Genomic DNA, 18605 nt, shown 5'->3' with positions numbered 1-18605 from the left:
AGTACTGGAGACGGATACGTGTGGGCAAAAAAAGCCGGTCATACTGTGACGGAATTATTTCCAACTGAAGTTCCGATTACTTCGAATGAACCGTTTATCCGAACAAAACAATTGCAAGGCCTGTCGTTAAGAGATGCGGCTTTAAGTGTGTTGAATCAAAAGGACAGACCAATTATTACGCACAAAATGGATTTTATTTTTACCCATTTTGGCGTATCAGGTCCAGCTGCACTAAGATGCAGCCAATTTGTTGTAAAACAATTGAAAAAAGAAAAAACGGTGACGTTGTCAATTGACGCTTTTCCTACTGAAAATGAAGAAAATCTTTTTCAGCATATTTTGCTTAAATTGAAAGGCGAACCGAAAAAGGCTGTTAAAAATGTATTAAAAGGTCTCTTGCCTGAACGATATTTGCTATTTTTGCTGGAGGAATCCGAAATCGATCATTCGATGACATATTCCCAGCTTTCAAAAGATAAGCTGCGCCAATTTGTCCGCTTAGTGAAAGATTTCCGCTTCGAAGCAAACGGCACGCTCCCAATCGAAAAAGCGTTTGTGACCGGCGGAGGCGTTTCTATAAAGGAAATCGATCCAAAGACGATGGCCTCTAAACTAAAGAACGGGCTTTATTTTTGCGGCGAAATATTGGATATTCACGGCTACACGGGCGGCTACAACATCACGGCTGCGCTCGTAACAGGACGGCTGGCAGGCTTGTACGCAAGCCGTTACGTAGAAAAGGGCGAACCGATAAGTCAGGGCAGTTGACTTTTGGGGGCGCTTCTTTTTTTGCACAAATCGCTATCCCGTTGAACGGCCATGTGCGATCCGGTTTAGCTATTCGCTAGACCTGTTCGCATTCAAAAGCATTTCCAGCTGCTTATACCGTTCTTCATTTGAAGCTTCTAAAAAGCTCTTGTCTAATAATTGATGTAAAACACTCCTTTTTTGCTCTGGGTCGTTGATTTCTTCTAAGACACGTTTTCGACCTTCCTTTAAAAATTCAACATAGTCAGCAAAATGTTCATCAAACTGCTCTGCCAAATTATTTTTTAATTTTCTGGCGAGCCCCGGAACTTTCCCGCTCGTTGATACACTGATGATTAAATCGCCCCTTTTAAATGTTGCCGGCATAATGATATTGCTTTTTTCAGGCGCATCCACTACATTGATCAGCTGATGTGCTTCACATGACTGGTATACTTGCTCATTAACTTCCCTTTCATTCGTTGCCGCAATGACTAGAAACGCACCGTTTACATCGTCTTTTTCAAACGTTTTTTGTTTCCACGATATTTTTTTTTCTTGATGCATTCGAAAAAGATGATCTGATAGATCGGGACTGACAACCGTTATATCAGCACATGCGTCGAGCAAAGCTTTTATTTTTCTTTCCGCTACCTTTCCGCCGCCGACAACGACTGTCTTTTTTCCTTTTATATTCAACATCGCACTGTAATACATATGATCACCCTTTTTTGTCTTAGTGCTTACAATTTCTGGTTGATGCGAAGCGTTTTTTCCTTTCAAAAGGTTCTAGGATAACTTCAAAAAAAATTCTCCATCCTTTTTTCACGTGCGGTCGCTTCGAAACAGCATTGAAATCTTTTTTCCAATAAAAAAAGACCTAGATTCCCCATAAACAAGGATTTTCAAACGGGTCTAAAGCTTGCTTTAAAAAGCTTTTTCATGAGTTAGTCCGTCTTCCATCCTGCAAAACGATGGCGATCATTTCAGTTTTATTCGACTTTCTCTCATCAGGTACAATTTATAAAGTGTTTCCTATCTGGATCAGTGCTTATAAGCTTTCAAGATCCTCTGGGCATAGCAACTGCTTGGAGCGCATGCGAACATTGATGCATTGACGAAGATTCTCTGAATTACAATCAACCAACGCTTCACGTTTAATTCTGTTTACATTCTTACTAAATATAATAGACTTTTCATTATTAATGTGAAAGTCTTCTTATTCTTTGTAAATAATCATCGCTGAAAAACAGTAAATTTGTTCACCTTTTTGATCGCATGTTACCGCTACATGATATTTTATGTCGATATATTTTTGACTTGGAAGCGCAGTTAAAAAAGCGTTCACTTCCTCTTCTAAATCTTTTTCATGCTCTTCGTCAAAAATGGCGACTTTATAGCTCAATTTCTTCACACTCCCTTTATTTATCTCGTTGCTTCCAATATACTTTTATGCTTGTACAAATATGACACTTTTAATAAAGGGATGTCGGCAGTTTTTATGGGGATTTTGAAGGTATTACATGCGGTATGGTTTACTGTTTTGCCACGCTAATCTTCCTTTATATCGAGTAGGAGGGGGTGACTAACCCCCGACCTCTCACACCACCGTACGTACGGTTCCGTATACGGCGGTTCAATTAAGATAATTGACGCAAGTCTTTATAACTTCCGTGAATAGCTGTTCTCTTTATGCCAGTGGTCACTCCACCCTCCAAGAGGTCTCCCACGGGATTCACCGCTTCCTCCCTCAAGTGAGGTACTACGTTTTCTGTGTTCATCATGACACACTGAATGCCAAGGGCTATTCTCTCTTAATTGTTCGGTCCTTCTTAGTTGTTCTAGACCAACTAATACTATGACCTCTGCTGACTTCTGACGGTTCAGCTACTTATCACTAAGTAGGTTATGAAGAGTACTTCACATATCCGCCAGACCTCCCCGGGTAAGAGTGTAATCTTTCCTTCCATCCATCTGCTTCATTTACTCTGTATCACCTTCGGCAGAAAGGGCTTTGTTTTGTCTTGCAAACTCACCCAGTGATACCTAGCCTCATATGAAGTTCGTGTTCCGAGAGACCTTAAAGTTTGCCGCTCGCTTCCTTCAGATTCCGCGTCACCACGGACACCCTTGCGTTAAGCTAACTGCTACTTCTGCCTTCGCAGCTCGGGACTTTCACCCTATAGATTACACCCATGCCGGGCGCACAAGGAAAAAACCGCGCCTACATAAGCGCGGTTTTTCCACTTATTTTTTTATCTCGCTCTTCGGTTTAGTTTCCCCTGTCCATTCGAGCATTCCGCCAACCATATTGATGACATTAAAACCAAGATCCTGTAAATATAAACAAACATTTTCACTTCTTCTTCCTGAGCGGCAGACGAAAATATATTCCTTTTCTTTATCAAATTCTTCAATGCGGTCCGGGATTTCTCCCATCGGAATATGTTTTGCTTGTGGAATCATGCCTTCTTCTACTTCTTCTTCCTCGCGGACATCAATAATGTCTAATGTTTCGCCGTTTTCAAGCTTCGTTTTGAGATCATTTGGTGTGATTTCTTTTACCATGAATGGCCATCCTTTCATTGATATTCAAGCTTAATTGGCTACGATGTTGACAAGCTTGCCAGGAACAGCAATCACTTTACGAACGGTTTTGCCTTCAAGCTGTTCTTTTATTTTTTCATCATCCATCGCGATTTTTTCCATTTCCTCTTTAGAAGCATCGTTTGGTACAAGCAGCTTTGCCCGCACTTTTCCGTTGATTTGAATGACAATTTCCACTTCATCTTCGACAAGCTTTGATTCATCCCATGCCGGCCACGATTCATAAGCAATCGTTTCAGAATGGCCGAGTTTTTCCCAAAGCTCTTCGCAAATATGCGGAGCAACCGGCGATAAAAGCTTTACAAAGCCTTCCATATATTCTTTCGGAAGAATTGTCGCTTTATAAGCTTCATTAATAAATACCATCAGTTGCGAAATAGCTGTGTTAAAATGCAGATTTTCATAATCCTCCGTTACCTTTTTCACTGTTTGGTGATAAATGCGTTCAAGCTCTTGAGACGGTTCATCGACGATTTTCGGATTCAACTCGCCATTTTCCATTACAAACAGCCGCCATACACGATCTAAAAATCTTCTTGCGCCGTCGAGTCCTTTTGTTGACCATGCAATGGATGCATCAAGCGGACCCATGAACATTTCATATAAACGGAGAGTATCCGCTCCGTGGCTTTCAACGATTTCATCAGGATTGACGACATTTCCTTTTGATTTGCTCATCTTTTCATTGTTTTCGCCGAGGATCATTCCTTGGTTAAACAATTTTTGGAACGGTTCTTTCGTCGGAACTACTCCGATATCGTATAAAAATTTATGCCAGAAACGGGCATACAGCAAGTGTAAAACAGCATGCTCAGCCCCGCCGATATAAATGTCCACAGGCAGCCATTTTTTCAATTTTTCAGGATCAGCTAATTGTTCTGAATTGTGCGGGTCAATATAGCGCAAATAGTACCAGCAGCTTCCCGCCCATTGAGGCATTGTGTTTGTTTCGCGCCGCCCTTTTTTGCCTGTTTTCGGGTCAACGACATTCACCCAATCCTCAATATTCGCTAAAGGTGACTCACCGGTTCCCGAAGGTCTAATTTCATCTGTTTCCGGAAGCACTAACGGCAGCTCCTCTTCAGGAACAGCTGTGATCGTGCCGTCTTCCCAATGGATGATCGGAATCGGTTCACCCCAATAACGTTGACGGCTGAACAACCAGTCTCGGAGACGGTATGTCACTTTTCTTTGTCCTTTTTTGTTTTCCTCCAGCCATTTGATCATCGCTTCAATTGCTTCTTCTTTATTCAATCCGTTCAAAAAGTCGGAATTTACATGCTCGCCGTCTCCTGTATAAGCTTCTTGTTCGATGTTTCCTCCAGCGACAACCTCTTTAATCGGCAGGTCAAATTTTTTCGCAAATTCATAGTCCCGTTCATCGTGGGCAGGCACGGCCATGATCGCACCTGTACCATAGCTCATTAAAACATAATCGGCAATCCAAATCGGCAATCTTTCTCCATTGGCAGGATTTACAGCATAGGCTCCGGTAAACACGCCTGTTTTTTCCTTCGCCAAGTCCGTTCTTTCGAGATCGCTTTTACTTTTAATTTGATCTAAATAGGCTTCCACCGCTTCTTTTTGTTCCTCGGTTGTAATTTCTTTCACAAGCGGATGTTCAGGCGCAAGCACTGTATACGTAGCACCGAAAAGCGTATCTGGACGAGTAGTAAAAACAGTAAAGGTTTTATCAGTTCCATCGACTGTAAAATGAACTTCCGCACCTTCCGACCGGCCGATCCAATTTCGCTGCATTTCCTTTATGCTTTCCGGCCAATCAAGCTCTTCTAAATCTTCCAGCAGCCTGTCAGCATATTCGGTGATTTTTAACACCCATTGTTTCATCGGACGGCGTTCAACAGGATGTCCTCCCCGTTCGCTTTTTCCGTCGATGACCTCTTCATTTGCAAGAACAGTTCCGAGTGCCGGGCACCAGTTGACGGGCACTTCATCAATGTAAGCAAGTCCTTTTTCATAAAGTTTTAAGAAGATCCATTGCGTCCATTTGTAATATTCCGGATCAGTTGTATTTACTTCCCGATCCCAATCATAGGAAAATCCTAGTGATTGAATTTGTCTGCGAAAATTATCAATATTTTTTTTCGTAAATTCCGCAGGATCGTTGCCGGTATCTAAAGCATATTGCTCAGCCGGAAGTCCAAATGCATCCCATCCCATCGGATGGAGAACATTGTATCCTTGCATCCGTTTCATTCGCGCCAAAATGTCGGTTGCCGTATAACCTTCAGGATGTCCTACATGAAGACCAGCTCCCGAAGGATACGGAAACATATCCAATGCATAAAACTTCGGTTTATCGGAATCATCCTCTGTTTTAAATGTTTTGTTTTTTAGCCAATAATCTTGCCATTTTTTCTCAATCTCACGATGGTTGTAAGACATGTAAAAATCCTCCTTTGCTATATATATGTATAAGCGTCAAATAATAAAAAAACTCCCATCCCCACGACGAAGGGACGAGAGACAATTTCCCGCGGTACCACCCAAATTAGCGCGTAATGCACTCACTCTGTTCCGTAACGTGGAAACACGTCGGGCATTAGTCTGTACCGGAATACATTTCACACCCGCAACTCAAAGGGGAGTTCGTGAATAAACAACGATTGACTTTCACCTTCCGTCAACTCTCTAGACGCCTTTATCCACTACTGATCCTTTTCACCGTTCTTGCTTTTTCATCCACTTATCATATTGTTATTTTAATGAATTTTATGAGTTCATGCAAGTCAATGTCGAAAAATTTGGATTTCAGTCTAATAATTAATAATTGACAGACCCTTTCAAGCTTGAATCAAGCAGCATTTCTGCTTCATTTAAAATGTCCTGCAAGATCGTGTCAGCAGCGTTTGGTCTATATAATTCAGCAATGCTCATTTTCATTTTTTCCATTTTTTCAGGGTGGTTAAATAAATCATTGACCGTCTCTTGAACTTTTTCAAGCTTATTGATGACAACCGCCGCCCCTTTTGCTGCAAACAAATCGGCATTCTCCCTTTCCTGCCCCGGAACAGGTTTATAGAGAATAAGCGGAACTTTTAATGCGGCCGCCTCGCTGAGAGTAATCCCTCCAGGCTTTGTTATCATGCAGGAACAAATGCGAAAGAGCTCATCGATTCTTTCGACATAGCCAAAAACTTTTATTCGATCCGGGTGAATATACTGAAGCGGTTCAAGCTCATCTTTCAGCGATTGGTTATTTCCGCATACAACGACTATTTGCATGTCGTCTCGTGTAAAAAATGATTCACACAAATCTTTTACATTTTTTAAAACTCCATGAGCGCCTGTAGCAATTAACAAAGTTTTCTTGTTCGGATCCAAATTGTATTTTTTATATAAATCGATCGTTTCCATTTTTTCTTCAAACTGCGGCCGTATAGGAATTCCGGTTACTTTGACAAGCGCTGGATGGATGTTGAGCATTGTCAGTTTTTCCTTCACATCGTCGCACGAAACATAATATTTATCAATGTTTTTATGAACCCATACTCGGTGAAGACAAAAATCGGTCAGCACATTAAATGTCGGGATGAACACGCCTGTCCGCGTGCGATATTCAGGCACAACGGAAATAGGAAATGTATTAATGATGATGTCAGGATTTATCTCCCTTACTAGCTGATTCAACTTGCGGTGACCAAGCTTCAAATACAAATTCATAATGCGTTTGTTAGACATTTTGTCCACACTATAATAAAATAACCGATAAAATTGCTTACCGATGGAAAAACTTTTCAAATATAAATATCTTGTAATTTCCGCCATAATTGGATGAGACTCGCTAATTAAATCAGAAACTTTTACGTTGTTGATTCCCATCTTATGCAAAGACTGCTCCAATGTTTTAGCAACTTGGATATGACCGTTTCCGTAATTTGCCGTTAATATTAATATCTTTGGGTCTTTTAACATTTTATTCACCTCAACTTAAAGCAGCTCAACAATTAGAACGAACTAAAATCAAAATAGTTTCACTTTAAATGTATATTTCCTTTTATAATTTTAGGAGAAAAAAATTAAGAATCCTTTATTATTTTATTACATTTACATTTCACTGGAAATTTTCGTTTTTTTGTTGGTTGCAATAGCTAAAATGACAAATATATGGATTGGGATTTTTTAATGTCCAACAAAAAATAATTCTGCCTGTTTACTCGCATGGTTCATACAAGAATCTTACCGATACGCATTGGTTTAATTGAATTTATGCCGTTTTTCCGGGGATTTTTTAGCTAGCTAATGGGCAGCCAAAGCTGCATGAATAACACCGAGAAGAATAAGATATGCCCTCCGAACAAAGTTTTTCCTTTATCTTTTCTGAACCGTTTTAGCCAAACAAGCTGAAACTCACGCTGCAGAGATTCAAATACTTTTTCTTTGCTAAACTTTATTTATGAAAAGCATTGGCAAATTCGTTATTCATGTCTTTCATCCATTGGTATATTTGTTCAAAGCTGATTCCTGCATAAAATGCGTCGATCATAATTTGCCGCAGCTCCTCTTTAATTATTTCAATTTTCTCTTCATCCAGCTTTTTCTGCACCATTTTCGATACAAATGTCCCCCGTCCTCTCAGCGTTTCAATCAAGCCTTCTCTTTCCAGCTCTTTATAAGCCTTTGAAACCGTGTTAGGATTAGCGATAATCATGGAAGACATCTCTCTTACAGAGGGCAGTTTATCGCCAGGCTTTAACACACCTTTGATACATAGTTCTTTCATTTTTTTTATGATCTGCTCATATATCGGAGTGGCACTTCTCGGGTCAATTTCAAACATCAAATACCCTTCTTTCTTACAAAAAGGACTCTTTTGTATTATGTGTACTACATTATATAGTACACATAATACAGAAAAGATGCAATCAACATTTTCTGATTCCGCATATAAAGAACACTGAATGATTTCACTCGTTCGGGGGCTCTTGATCTTAGGGAAAAATTATGATGTACATAGTCGTATAGCAGCTTTTGCTAGAAGTTTGGCTGATGTTCAACAAACTGATCCCGATTTTGTTTTAAAATGTAATCGTTCATTCGCATTGAGCCGAGCTTTTATATCGGTAATTGCGCAATCTGTTGAAAGATATTTTTATTCTATATTTTCGTTTTTATTCCAAAAACCATTCTTTCCCTATGCAAATTTATATATAAGATCAAATCGGCTAAAGAATAAATGAAAAATCATAATTGCAATTAAAGGGCAAGCCTACAATCAGGCTTTGCCCTGGAATTTTAATGATCGAGCAAAATCATCTCATTTTGAAGGTGCTGCAGTTGAAGGCGCATGCGGTGAAGCTGCTCCCGCTGCTGGTCATTTGCGCTTAAACTGAGTTTTTCCACTTCTGCAAGTGCATCTTGAAGCTTTTGCTGTGCATTTGTATATTCTTCATCATTGTAATGCTCCTGTTTCAGCCCTTCAATATATTGCTCATTTGCATATTCCAATGCTTGCTGGCAATGTTGAATGCACTCTTCCACGGATTGTCTAGTAGCCAAACAAATCCCCTCCTTGATGAAGAATTTCTTCATCAACTGTATTTTTCGCTATTTCTGCAAGCTCCATCATGAAAAAAGCTGGTAAATTCTTATTTGAGATTGGTTTGGCAATCATGGTAAAATGTCTTGATAGTATATCGAAACAGGAGGAGTAGGAATTGGCGAACCACAATCCATTTCCGTATACGAATGACAACAAACGGTATCATACATGGAATTACCATTTACGAAATACATTTGGAGATAAAGTGTTTAAAGTTGCTTTAGACGGAGGATTTGACTGTCCAAACCGCGACGGTACGGTAGCACATGGCGGGTGTACGTTTTGCAGTGCCGCAGGGTCGGGCGATTTTGCCGGAAACAGAGCTGATGATCTTGTTACGCAATTTCACGACATTAAAAGCAAAATGCATGAGAAATGGAAAAACGGAAAGTATATTGCTTACTTTCAGGCATTTACAAACACTCATGCACCCGTGGAAGTTCTTCGTGAGAAATATGAAACGGTATTAGGTCTCGAAGGAGTTGTCGGTTTGTCCATTGCTACAAGGCCTGACTGTTTGCCTGACGATGTTGTTGATTATTTGGCGGAATTAAATGAGAGGACATATCTTTGGGTTGAATTAGGATTGCAAACCGTTCACCAGCGGACCGCTGATTTAATTAACCGTGCGCACGATTATGAATGTTATGTGGAAGGAGTTAACAAGCTCAGAAAGCACGGAATCCGAGTTTGCACACACATCATAAACGGTCTTCCGCTTGAAACGTACGATATGATGATGGAAACTGCAAAAGAAGTTGCTAAGCTGGATGTTCAAGGAATTAAAATTCATCTGCTCCATTTGTTAAAAGGTACACCGATGGTTAAGCAATATGAAAAAGGGATGGTGCGCTTTTTATCCTTTGATGAATATGTACAATTAGTTTGCGATCAGCTAGAGGTACTGCCTCCCGAAATGATCGTTCATCGCATTACAGGCGACGGTCCGATCGATTTAATGATAGGGCCGATGTGGAGCGTTAACAAATGGGAAGTGCTGAATGCCATTGATGCCGAACTCGAAAAACGAAACAGCTACCAAGGAAAGTATTATACAAAAGATCGAGTGATGTCAAAATGAACCTCATTCGCATTCTTCCATTTGCAAAAAAATTGATGGCTTCCGCTGTCCAAAACGGCGATATCGTTATTGATGCAACAGTCGGGAACGGACATGATACCGTCTTTTTAGCACAACTCGTTGGCGAACAAGGTCATGTGTTTGGATATGATATTCAAAAACAAGCGCTTGAAGAGACAAAAAAACGGTTGAAGGAATCCGGTTTAATCGACCGTGTTACTTTGTTTCATTCCAGCCATGATGACATTTTCAATACGATTCCGAAAAAACATCACAATCATATCGCCGGTGCGATGTTTAATCTCGGTTATTTGCCCGGTGGTCAAAAAAACATTGTGACAAAACCAGAATCAACTATTGAAGCAGTAAAGCAGCTTTTATCCATACTAAGACCCGGTGGAATGATCGTACTGGTCGTTTATCACGGCCATCCGGAAGGAAAACGTGAGAGAGATGAGCTTCTTAAATTTGCCGAACAAATCGATCAACATACTGCTCATGTACTTGAATACCGGTTTTTAAACCAAAAAAATTCCCCTCCGTTTATTGTAGCAATCGAAAATCGAGTAGGAGGGAGCGATTAACTCCCGTCCTCTCACACCACCGTACGTACGGTTCCGTATACGGCGGTTCAATTAAGATAATTGACGCAAGTCTTTATAACTTCCGTGAATAGCTGTTCTCTTTATGCCAGTGGTCACTCCACCCTCCAAGAGATCTCCCACGGGATTCACCGCTTCCTCCCTCAAGTGAGGTACTACGTTTTCTGTGTTCATCATGACACACTGAATGCCAAGGGCTATTCTCTCTTAATTGTTCGGTCCTTCTTAGTTGTTCTAGACCAACTAATACTATGACCTCTGCTGACTTCTGACTGTTCAGCTATCTATCACTAGATAGGTTACCAAGGTTACTTGGCGTGCCAGCCAGACCTCCCCGGGTAAGAGTGTAATCTTTCCTTCCATCCATCTGCTTCATTTACTCTGTATCACCTTCGGCAGAAAGGGCTTTGTTTTGTCTTGCAAACTCACCCAGTGATACCTAGCCTCATATGAAGTTCGTGTTCCGAGAGACCTTAAAGTTTGCCGCTCGCTTCCTTCAGATTCCGCGTCACCACGGACACCCTTGCGTTAAGCTAACTGCTACTTCTGCCTTCGCAGCTCGGGACTTTCACCCTATAGATTACACCCATGCCGGGCGCACAAGCAAAATAGCCGGGGAATAATATCCCGGCTAGCTTTATCCTTCAAGAAGATTTAATCAAATTCCATTTTCGGAACGTTCGATATGCCCTAGCATTCACATAAAAGAAAACGGAGGTTGTTCCTCCTTTTTTTATTAATTTTTTAGCCAGCTTTCCTAAATCTTTATGTACTAATACTTTGTCATCAGATAAATAAATGCCGAGCAATCCGCGGTTAATTAATTTATGAAAATTTTCGTTCGGAATACCTTTTAAATTTTTGTCCGCTTCATGTACAAAATGAGCTAATCGTTCCATCATTTCTGATGTGCTTTCATAAAAACTGCAAAAATTTAAATCGCCCTCCAATTGATCCTCCTCTTGATCAATAAAGTAATCCAATAAAATGTGAAGCCCTTGCACATATGGAAAGTAACCGTCTTTAATTTTTTTGGCAATCGCTTCGTTAAAGCTGGGCTGAAATGCATAGGCGACTAAACAAAAAATGCCCAATGTCGATCCAGCGCAGGCAGAAAATTCATACCACCGCATATCCGGGAGGGAAGATTTATATTGTTCGAACCACTGTACTAGCCTTGGCACTCTTTCCTCTTCTATTACATGCTTATGTACTTGCAGTTCACAATAATATTCGCAAAGCTCCATCAAATAGCCAGCTATAACCGGATAGTTCTCCAATTGGCTCAGCATTCTTTGGCATGTCATGACAAGCTCTTTTAAATATCCGCCATCATCTTGGTCCTCACGAAATTGGTAGTAATTTTTTAATTCTGCATGAATCGACAGCGCATCCTTCATTGATTGGTGCAGCATGCGGAAATCTTCCGGATCAAAAGAAGTGCTTCTGTCGCATAAATTATCCAAGTAATCGCTAATCGTTTGATAAGCAACGATAAACTCTATGCATTCCTCTATATGAGAGTGCGACAAAAGCGCTAAAATGCTTCCTCCTTCGCAATGAAATGCCTTCGTATTTATGCTTGCAAGCGCCTGCTTTCTCAATTCAGGATTCGGTATTTCCTCAGCCTTTTTTTTCCACCCATCTAAGTAATAATGGACGGTCGGAAGAATTTCCCTATAAACTCTTGACATAAGGCTGATAGGGTGTTCAGGTATACTCAAAGATCAACTCACCTCTTCATTGTAAAATTCCAGTGTTTATGTTAAATGGCTTTCTGTAAATCTCAACGCATCTTGAAAAACAAGTTCTCTTTCCGGTTCATTAAAAATTTCGTGATATAGTCCTTCCCATTCTTTATAGCTCTTTTCCGTGAGATTCAACTGACTATACCATTTTTGAACTGCTGATTTATCAACAATTTTGTCTTCTCCTCCCTGCATGACGAAAAGAGGGACATCTGGAAACTGCGGAAGCTGCTGAAATGCTAGTTCAATGGCATGAAGAAGCTCTCTGTACCAGCGCACAGAAACTTTTCTTACGTAAAGGGAGTCGTTTCTGTTTATGTCTTGAATTTCCTTATTTCTCGTTGCCATCTCAACTGTCAAACCGGAATCAAAGCGTACCCTAGGCGCGAAAATATTTAATCCTTTTGCCAAAAGATCGAGCGCTTTACTCGGTTTTTGCAAAATTCCTAAACATGGCGAAGATAAAATGACCCCGTTTAACGGAATTTTATTTCTCTCAAGCGTACGTATGGCTATTAAACCGCCCATGCTATGCCCCAACAAAAAAAGCGGCAATTGGAAAGATTGAGCCTCCCTGATCCAACGGTCAACTTCATCCATATATTCATCAAACGATTGGACATGTCCCCGTCTGGAGGATGAATTTCCTTGTCCTGGCAAATCCCCCATGACAACATGGTACCCGTTTGTTTGCCACTTTTTTATCAGCCATTTGTAACGTCCATGATGTTCTAAAGCTCCATGAATGATGACAATCGCAGCTTTAGGACTAGAACTTACCCATTTCCACATAATTAACTCCTTTCCGAACATGACGGAAAATTTGTTATAATATGAAAAAAAGAAAAGGATGGTTCCCATGGTTATTTATCCATATAAAGACAAAAAACCTATAATTAGCGATTCGGCTTATATAGCTGATTTTGTCACAATCACCGGCGATGTTCAAATAGGAGATGAATCAAGCATTTGGTTTCAGACGGTTATTCGCGGTGACGTCGCCCCAACTATTATTGGAAATCGGGTCAATATTCAAGACCAATGCTGTCTGCACCAGAGCCCAAATAAACCGTTAATTATTGAAGATGATGTAACCGTCGGCCATCAAGTTCTGCTCCATAGTGCGATTGTGCGGAAAGGAGCTCTAATTGGAATGGGTTCGATTATTCTGGATGGAGCAGAAATCGGAAAAGGCGCTTTTGTCGGTGCAGGCAGTCTTGTCCCGCCAGGCAAAAAGATACCTGAGAAAACTTTAGCATTCGGAAGACCCGCCAAAGTGATTAGAGAATTAACAGAAGAAGATCTTCAAGATATGGAGCGCATCCGTCGCGAGTATATCGAAAAAGCTCAATATTATAAAAATATTGCTCGTATGAACAACATATAAATTGCTTATAAAAACATTTTAAAACTTTCTCTTTCAAATGTCATTCTTTACCGGGCAGCTTCATGCATTTTTAAAATTTTGTAAAATTTTTATTAGATTTGTTGAAGTTTACATAAATATGAGAGAAAATTTTTTATAAGAATTTTTGCTTTTTGAAAAGAGGAACTTTAACATGGGCAGACTGCTGAATCAGCTTTACCAATTTGAGTGCAAGTTGTTCAAACTGATTAATTCGCATTTTGAACGAAAAGGACTGAATGTTTATTTTCGGTATGTTACTCATTTAGGAGGGGCTGTTTTTTCAATTGCAACATGTTTAATGCTGATGTTATTTTTTAATGAACCTGTAAAAACTGTTGCCTTGGCAAGTTCAGCTGCACTTTTTTTCAGTCATATTCCGGTTTTCATTGTGAAAAGAATTTATCCACGCAGACGGCCTTATCTTACATTATTTGAAACAAAAGTGTTAGAAAATCCGTTAACTGACCATTCATTTCCTTCTGGACATACGACAGCTGTATTTTCAGTGGCTACACCATTTTTGCTCTTTTTTCCAGCCTTAACATGGATTTTGCTTCCTCTCGCATTCAGTGTGGCACTATCAAGAATTTTTCTTGGCCTACACTACCCTTCAGATGTGCTGGCGGGAATAGTTCTAGGAGCTTCAGCAGGCACCATCTGTTTTGTCGCATTCGGACCATAAATCGAGTAGGAGGGAGCGATTAACTCCCGTCCTCTCACACCACCGTACGTACGGTTCCGTATACGGCGGTTCCATTAAGATAATTGACGCAAGTCTTTATAACTTCCGTGAATAGCTGTTCTCTTTATGCCAGTGGTCACTCCACCCTCCAAGAGATCTCCCACGGGATTCACCGCTTCCTCCCTCAAGTGAGGTACTACGTTTTCTGTGTTCATCATGACTCACTGAATGCCAAGGGCTATTCTCTCTTAATTGTTCGGTCCTTCTTAGTTGTTCTAGACCAACTAATACTATGACCTCTGCTGACTTCTGACTGTTCAGCTATCTATCACTAGATAGGTTACCAAGGTTACTTGGCGTGCCAGCCAGACCTCCCCGGGTAAGAGTGTAATCTTTCCTTCCATCCATCTGCTTCATTTACTCTGTATCACCTTCGGCAGAAAGGGCTTTGTTTTGTCTTGCAAACTCACCCAGTGATACCTAGCCTCATATGAAGTTCGTGTTCCGAGAGACCTTAAAGTTTGCCGCTCGCTTCCTTCAGATTCCGCGTCACCACGGACACCCTTGCGTTAAGCTAACTGCTACTTCTGCCTTCGCAGCTCGGGACTTTCACCCTATAGATTACACCCATGCCGGGCGCACAAGCAAAAAGGTGTCTAATGCATGCATCGCATTGGACACCTTTTTTATTTTACAAATATTGATGAGCTTGTTCGCGCAAAGCTTCCGCTTTATCTGTGCGTTCCCATGGCAAATCTAGATCGTTGCGTCCGAAATGACCGTAAGCAGCTGTCTGTTTGTAAATCGGGCGGCGCAAGTCAAGCATTTTTATAATGCCAGCTGGGCGCAAATCAAAGTTATTGCGAATTAATTCAACTAAAACATCTTCGCTTACTTTGCCAGTACCGAACGTATCAACAGAAATAGAGACAGGTTTCGCTACACCAATTGCATAGGCCAGCTGAACCTCACATTTGTCTGTAAGTCCGGCTGCGACAATATTTTTCGCTACATAACGAGCCGCATAAGCTGCAGATCGGTCTACCTTCGTCGGATCTTTTCCTGAGAAAGCTCCTCCGCCATGGCGAGCATAGCCTCCGTAAGTATCGACAATGATTTTTCGTCCCGTTAATCCTGCATCTCCTTGTGGTCCGCCAATAACGAAACGTCCGGTAGGGTTGATGAAATATTTTGTTTCTTCATCGATCAGTTCTTTTGGCACAACCGGATCAATTACTTTTTCTTTAATATCCTGCTTAATTTGTTTTAAAGTTGCCTCCGGATGGTGTTGAGTCGATATGACAATTGTGTCAATTCTAACCGGCTGTTCATTTTCATCATATTCTACCGTAACTTGCGTTTTTCCGTCCGGACGCAAATAAGGAATTTCTTCGCTTTTTCTAACTTCTGTAAGCCGGCGTGAAAGCTTATGGGCAATGGAAATCGGGAGAGGCATTAATTCCTTCGTTTCATTGCATGCAAAACCGAACATTAACCCTTGATCTCCAGCGCCAATCGCTTCAATTTCTTCATCAGTCATTTGTCCTTCTCGCGCTTCTAAAGCTTTATCCACCCCTGCAGCGATATCGGGTGATTGCTCATCAATTGATGTTAAAACAGCACAAGTTTCAGCATCAAAACCGTATTTAGCTCTCGTATAGCCGATCTCTTTGACCGTTTCTCGCACAATTTTTGGTATATCCACATACGTGCTTGTCGTAATTTCTCCACTGACTAATACAAGTCCGGTGGTGACAGATGTTTCGCAAGCTACACGTGCGTTCGGATCTTTTTCTAAAATGGCATCTAAAATCGCATCTGAAATTTGGTCGCAAATTTTGTCCGGATGCCCTTCCGTTACGGATTCAGATGTAAACAGACGGCGCTTTTTTGTCATTTACTGCTTCCTCCTCAAACTTAAAATGATGTTTATGGAGTGCTACACTCCTTGTCATTGACACGGAACTCATTCCCTCACCACTATTGTAAACATATCAAAATTTCGTACGATAAGAAAAACTTGGCTAAACGAGATTTCTCTTATACATAGAAAAAACCTTCCCTGCCAGAGGAAAGGTTGTTATAAACATCATTGCCTTTCACTCTTATCGTTCAAGGATATAACCTTGCATCAGGTTAGCACCATTGCTCGTCTATGAATATGGAATTCTTTCGCATCATGTTGTATGTCCATAGAATACCGGGATTTTGAAAGCCATATTCTACTGTCTTCTTTCAACGAGCCGGTTGCTGGGCTTCATAGGGCCTGTCCCTCCGCCAACTCGGGATAAGAGTATCCGTTCAAATGTATATCATACAGGAGCAAAAAAGTACTTGTCAACAATAAATAAAGCTTCTCTGTAATTTTCCAAATCATCTGATATCCATTATTTCAGGATCAGCTGATCAATCATGATTCGTATGATGCCCAAAAATGAAGGCAAAATATATAGTAAAAACATTATTTTCAGAAATCGATAAATAGGATGGACTATTTCCACGAATGTGTTATACTATTTCTATAAAACCATTTCAAATATGCAAAAAAAGGATGGTATGTATATGAATATTGTAGATGTATCAAATGAATTAGCTTCGTTGATCAGCGGACCAAATGCATATCATAATTTACCAGTCGCACGACTTGTAGAAAAAGTTTTAGCTAGGAAAGAAGGTTTTTTAACAAATACAGGTGCAGTTTCGGTTACAACAGGCAAATATACCGGCCGGTCACCAGAAGATAAATTCATCGTTGAAGAAGATTCTGTCAAGCATTTAATTGATTGGGGACCCGTCAACAAGCCAATTTCATCAGAAGTTTTTGAAAAACTGTACTTAAAAGTCATACAATATTTAAAAAATAGAGATGAAATTTATGTTTTTAACGGATTTGCCGGAGCTGACAAAAAATATCGTCTTCCAATTCAAGTGGTCAATGAATTGGCGTGGCAAAATTTATTTGCTCGCCAACTGTTTATCCGTCCGAAAAGCCAAGACGATTTAAAGGAGCATAAAAATCCGTTTACAATTGTTTCCGCTCCTTCCTTTAAAGCAGATCCAGCTGTGGATGGAACGAACTCAGAAGCATTTATCATTATTTCTTTTGAAAAGAGAATAATCCTGATCGGCGGAACTGAATATGCAGGCGAGATGAAAAAGTCTATCTTTTCCGTCATGAACTTCCTGCTTCCAGAAAGAGATATATTTTCAATGCACTGCTCCGCCAATGTCGGTCAAGAAGGCGATGTCGCGCTCTTTTTCGGTTTATCGGGAACAGGCAAAACAACACTTTCCGCCGATCCAAAACGCCGATTAATTGGTGATGATGAACACGGCTGGTCTTCATCTGGTATTTTTAATATTGAGGGCGGCTGTTATGCAAAATGCATCGGCTTGTCTGAAGAAAAAGAACCTCAAATTTATAACGCGATTCGATTCGGTTCCGTTTTGGAAAACGTTGTGGTTGATGAATCGACACGAATTCCTGATTATGACAACTCCTTATTAACAGAAAACACCCGTGCGGCTTATCCAATTGAAGCGATTGACAATATTGCTAAACCGAGCATTGCGGGTCACCCTAACACTATTATTTTTTTAACAGCTGATGCGTTCGGTGTTCTGCCGCCAATAAGCAAATTAACGAAAGAACAGGCTATGTATCATTTCTTAAGCGGTTATACGAGCAAGCTTGCTGGAACGGAAAGGGGTATTACTTCCCCTAAAACAACGTTCTCCACATGCTTTGGCGCACCATTTCTTCCGCTTCCAGCTACAAGATACTCTGAAATGCTCGGAAGAAAAATCGAAGAACACGATGTGAAAGTATTTTTAGTCAATACAGGGTGGACCGGCGGAGAATACGGAGTAGGAAAACGAATTAAACTTGCTTATACAAGAGCCATGGTTCAGGCAGCATTGGAAGGCGAACTCGATGAGGTGGAAACTGTAAAAGACCCTATTTTCGGGCTGGCGATTCCTGCTCATGTTCCAGGAGTGCCTGATGAAGTTTTACAGCCTATTAAAACATGGAGTGATAAAAACGCTTATGAACAAAAAGCGTATGAATTAGCAAAAGCATTCAAAGAGAACTTCAAAAAATTCTCGAACGTTCCGAAGGAAATTGAAGAACTTGGCGGTCCAATCATATAAAAAAATTACTTACTT

The 18605-nt window shown here is 40.6% G+C and carries 15 protein-coding genes, 1 pseudogene, 1 riboswitch and 1 other annotated feature; of the genes and pseudogenes, 6 read left to right on the top strand and 10 right to left on the bottom strand.

What is annotated here, in order from left to right:
* Positions 1 to 768: aminoacetone oxidase family FAD-binding enzyme (locus NSR00_RS16730; RefSeq protein WP_340789860.1), on the top strand; the 768-nt coding region annotated here is incomplete at its 5' end.
* 123 nt (positions 769 to 891) lie between these two features.
* Here NSR00_RS16730 and NSR00_RS16725 read toward each other — a convergent pair.
* From NSR00_RS16725 to NSR00_RS16695, 7 genes and pseudogenes are all read right to left on the bottom strand, one after another.
* Positions 892 to 1449, bottom strand: a pseudogene (locus NSR00_RS16725) (NAD(P)-binding protein); the annotation flags it as partial.
* Between the two features lie 517 nt (positions 1450 to 1966).
* Positions 1967 to 2152: a sporulation protein Cse60 gene (locus NSR00_RS16720; protein WP_063386586.1), complete on the bottom strand. Its 186-nt coding sequence runs from the start codon at positions 2150 to 2152 to the stop codon at positions 1967 to 1969.
* An 842-nt stretch (positions 2153 to 2994) separates the two neighbouring features.
* Positions 2995 to 3315 carry a rhodanese-like domain-containing protein gene (locus NSR00_RS16715; protein WP_063386585.1) on the bottom strand — a complete coding sequence of 107 codons (321 nt, stop codon included), beginning with the start codon at positions 3313 to 3315 and terminating at the stop codon, positions 2995 to 2997.
* A gap of 30 nt (positions 3316 to 3345) precedes the next feature.
* Positions 3346 to 5760, bottom strand: coding sequence for a leucine--tRNA ligase (leuS, locus tag NSR00_RS16710; protein WP_094245290.1), 2415 nt, complete (start codon positions 5758 to 5760; stop codon positions 3346 to 3348).
* 67 nt (positions 5761 to 5827) lie between these two features.
* Positions 5828 to 6049: a binding site (T-box leader), on the bottom strand.
* An 89-nt stretch (positions 6050 to 6138) separates the two neighbouring features.
* Positions 6139 to 7290, bottom strand: a complete 1152-nt coding sequence (locus NSR00_RS16705; RefSeq protein WP_063386583.1) for a diglucosyl diacylglycerol synthase — start codon at positions 7288 to 7290, stop codon at positions 6139 to 6141.
* A 475-nt stretch (positions 7291 to 7765) separates the two neighbouring features.
* A complete protein-coding gene (locus NSR00_RS16700; RefSeq protein WP_311067003.1) occupies positions 7766 to 8155 on the bottom strand; it encodes a GntR family transcriptional regulator in 390 nt (129 codons plus the stop codon).
* Between the two features lie 455 nt (positions 8156 to 8610).
* Positions 8611 to 8874 carry a YtzC family protein gene (locus NSR00_RS16695; protein ID WP_063386581.1) on the bottom strand — a complete coding sequence of 88 codons (264 nt, stop codon included), beginning with the start codon at positions 8872 to 8874 and terminating at the stop codon, positions 8611 to 8613.
* 158 nt (positions 8875 to 9032) lie between these two features.
* On the opposite strand from NSR00_RS16695, the gene NSR00_RS16690 reads away from it, so the two are divergent.
* Together NSR00_RS16690 and NSR00_RS16685 are read left to right on the top strand one after the other, a co-directional pair.
* The gene (locus NSR00_RS16690) at positions 9033 to 9998 is read left to right on the top strand and encodes a TIGR01212 family radical SAM protein (RefSeq protein ID WP_066249458.1); all 966 of its coding nucleotides are present in this window, start codon (positions 9033 to 9035) and stop codon (positions 9996 to 9998) included.
* A complete protein-coding gene (locus NSR00_RS16685) occupies positions 9995 to 10582 on the top strand; it encodes a class I SAM-dependent methyltransferase (protein WP_094245288.1) in 588 nt (195 codons plus the stop codon). Before NSR00_RS16690 ends, NSR00_RS16685 begins: the two co-directional genes overlap by 4 nt.
* A gap of 662 nt (positions 10583 to 11244) precedes the next feature.
* Here the strand turns inward: NSR00_RS16685 and NSR00_RS16680 are convergent.
* A complete protein-coding gene (locus tag NSR00_RS16680) occupies positions 11245 to 12324 on the bottom strand; it encodes a tetraprenyl-beta-curcumene synthase family protein (RefSeq protein WP_157727915.1) in 1080 nt (359 codons plus the stop codon).
* Positions 12325 to 12360: 36 nt separating this feature from the next.
* Positions 12361 to 13140: an alpha/beta hydrolase gene (locus NSR00_RS16675; RefSeq protein ID WP_340789858.1), complete on the bottom strand. Its 780-nt coding sequence runs from the start codon at positions 13138 to 13140 to the stop codon at positions 12361 to 12363.
* A 67-nt stretch (positions 13141 to 13207) separates the two neighbouring features.
* Here NSR00_RS16675 and NSR00_RS16670 point away from each other — a divergent pair, with 67 nt between their 5' ends.
* On the top strand, positions 13208 to 13735 hold the full coding sequence (locus NSR00_RS16670; protein WP_094245285.1) for a gamma carbonic anhydrase: 528 nt from the start codon (positions 13208 to 13210) through the stop codon (positions 13733 to 13735).
* A gap of 172 nt (positions 13736 to 13907) precedes the next feature.
* On the top strand, positions 13908 to 14438 hold the full coding sequence (locus tag NSR00_RS16665) for a phosphatase PAP2 family protein (RefSeq protein ID WP_063386576.1): 531 nt from the start codon (positions 13908 to 13910) through the stop codon (positions 14436 to 14438).
* Positions 14439 to 15129: 691 nt separating this feature from the next.
* Here NSR00_RS16665 and metK read toward each other — a convergent pair.
* Positions 15130 to 16335: a methionine adenosyltransferase gene (gene metK, locus NSR00_RS16660; protein ID WP_340789855.1), complete on the bottom strand. Its 1206-nt coding sequence runs from the start codon at positions 16333 to 16335 to the stop codon at positions 15130 to 15132.
* 205 nt (positions 16336 to 16540) lie between these two features.
* Positions 16541 to 16732, bottom strand: a riboswitch (SAM riboswitch).
* Positions 16733 to 17000: 268 nt separating this feature from the next.
* Between metK and pckA the strand changes: the two genes are divergently transcribed.
* The gene (gene pckA, locus NSR00_RS16655) at positions 17001 to 18590 is read left to right on the top strand and encodes a phosphoenolpyruvate carboxykinase (ATP) (RefSeq protein WP_063386648.1); all 1590 of its coding nucleotides are present in this window, start codon (positions 17001 to 17003) and stop codon (positions 18588 to 18590) included.
* Positions 18591 to 18605 lie beyond the last annotated feature (15 nt).

This window comes from Aeribacillus sp. FSL K6-8394 (genome assembly GCF_038008865.1).
In the GTDB taxonomy this organism is placed as follows: domain Bacteria; phylum Bacillota; class Bacilli; order Bacillales; family Aeribacillaceae; genus Aeribacillus; species Aeribacillus composti.
Note: the sequence above shows the minus strand (reverse complement) of the source record. Positions and strands in the feature narration are given on the sequence as shown.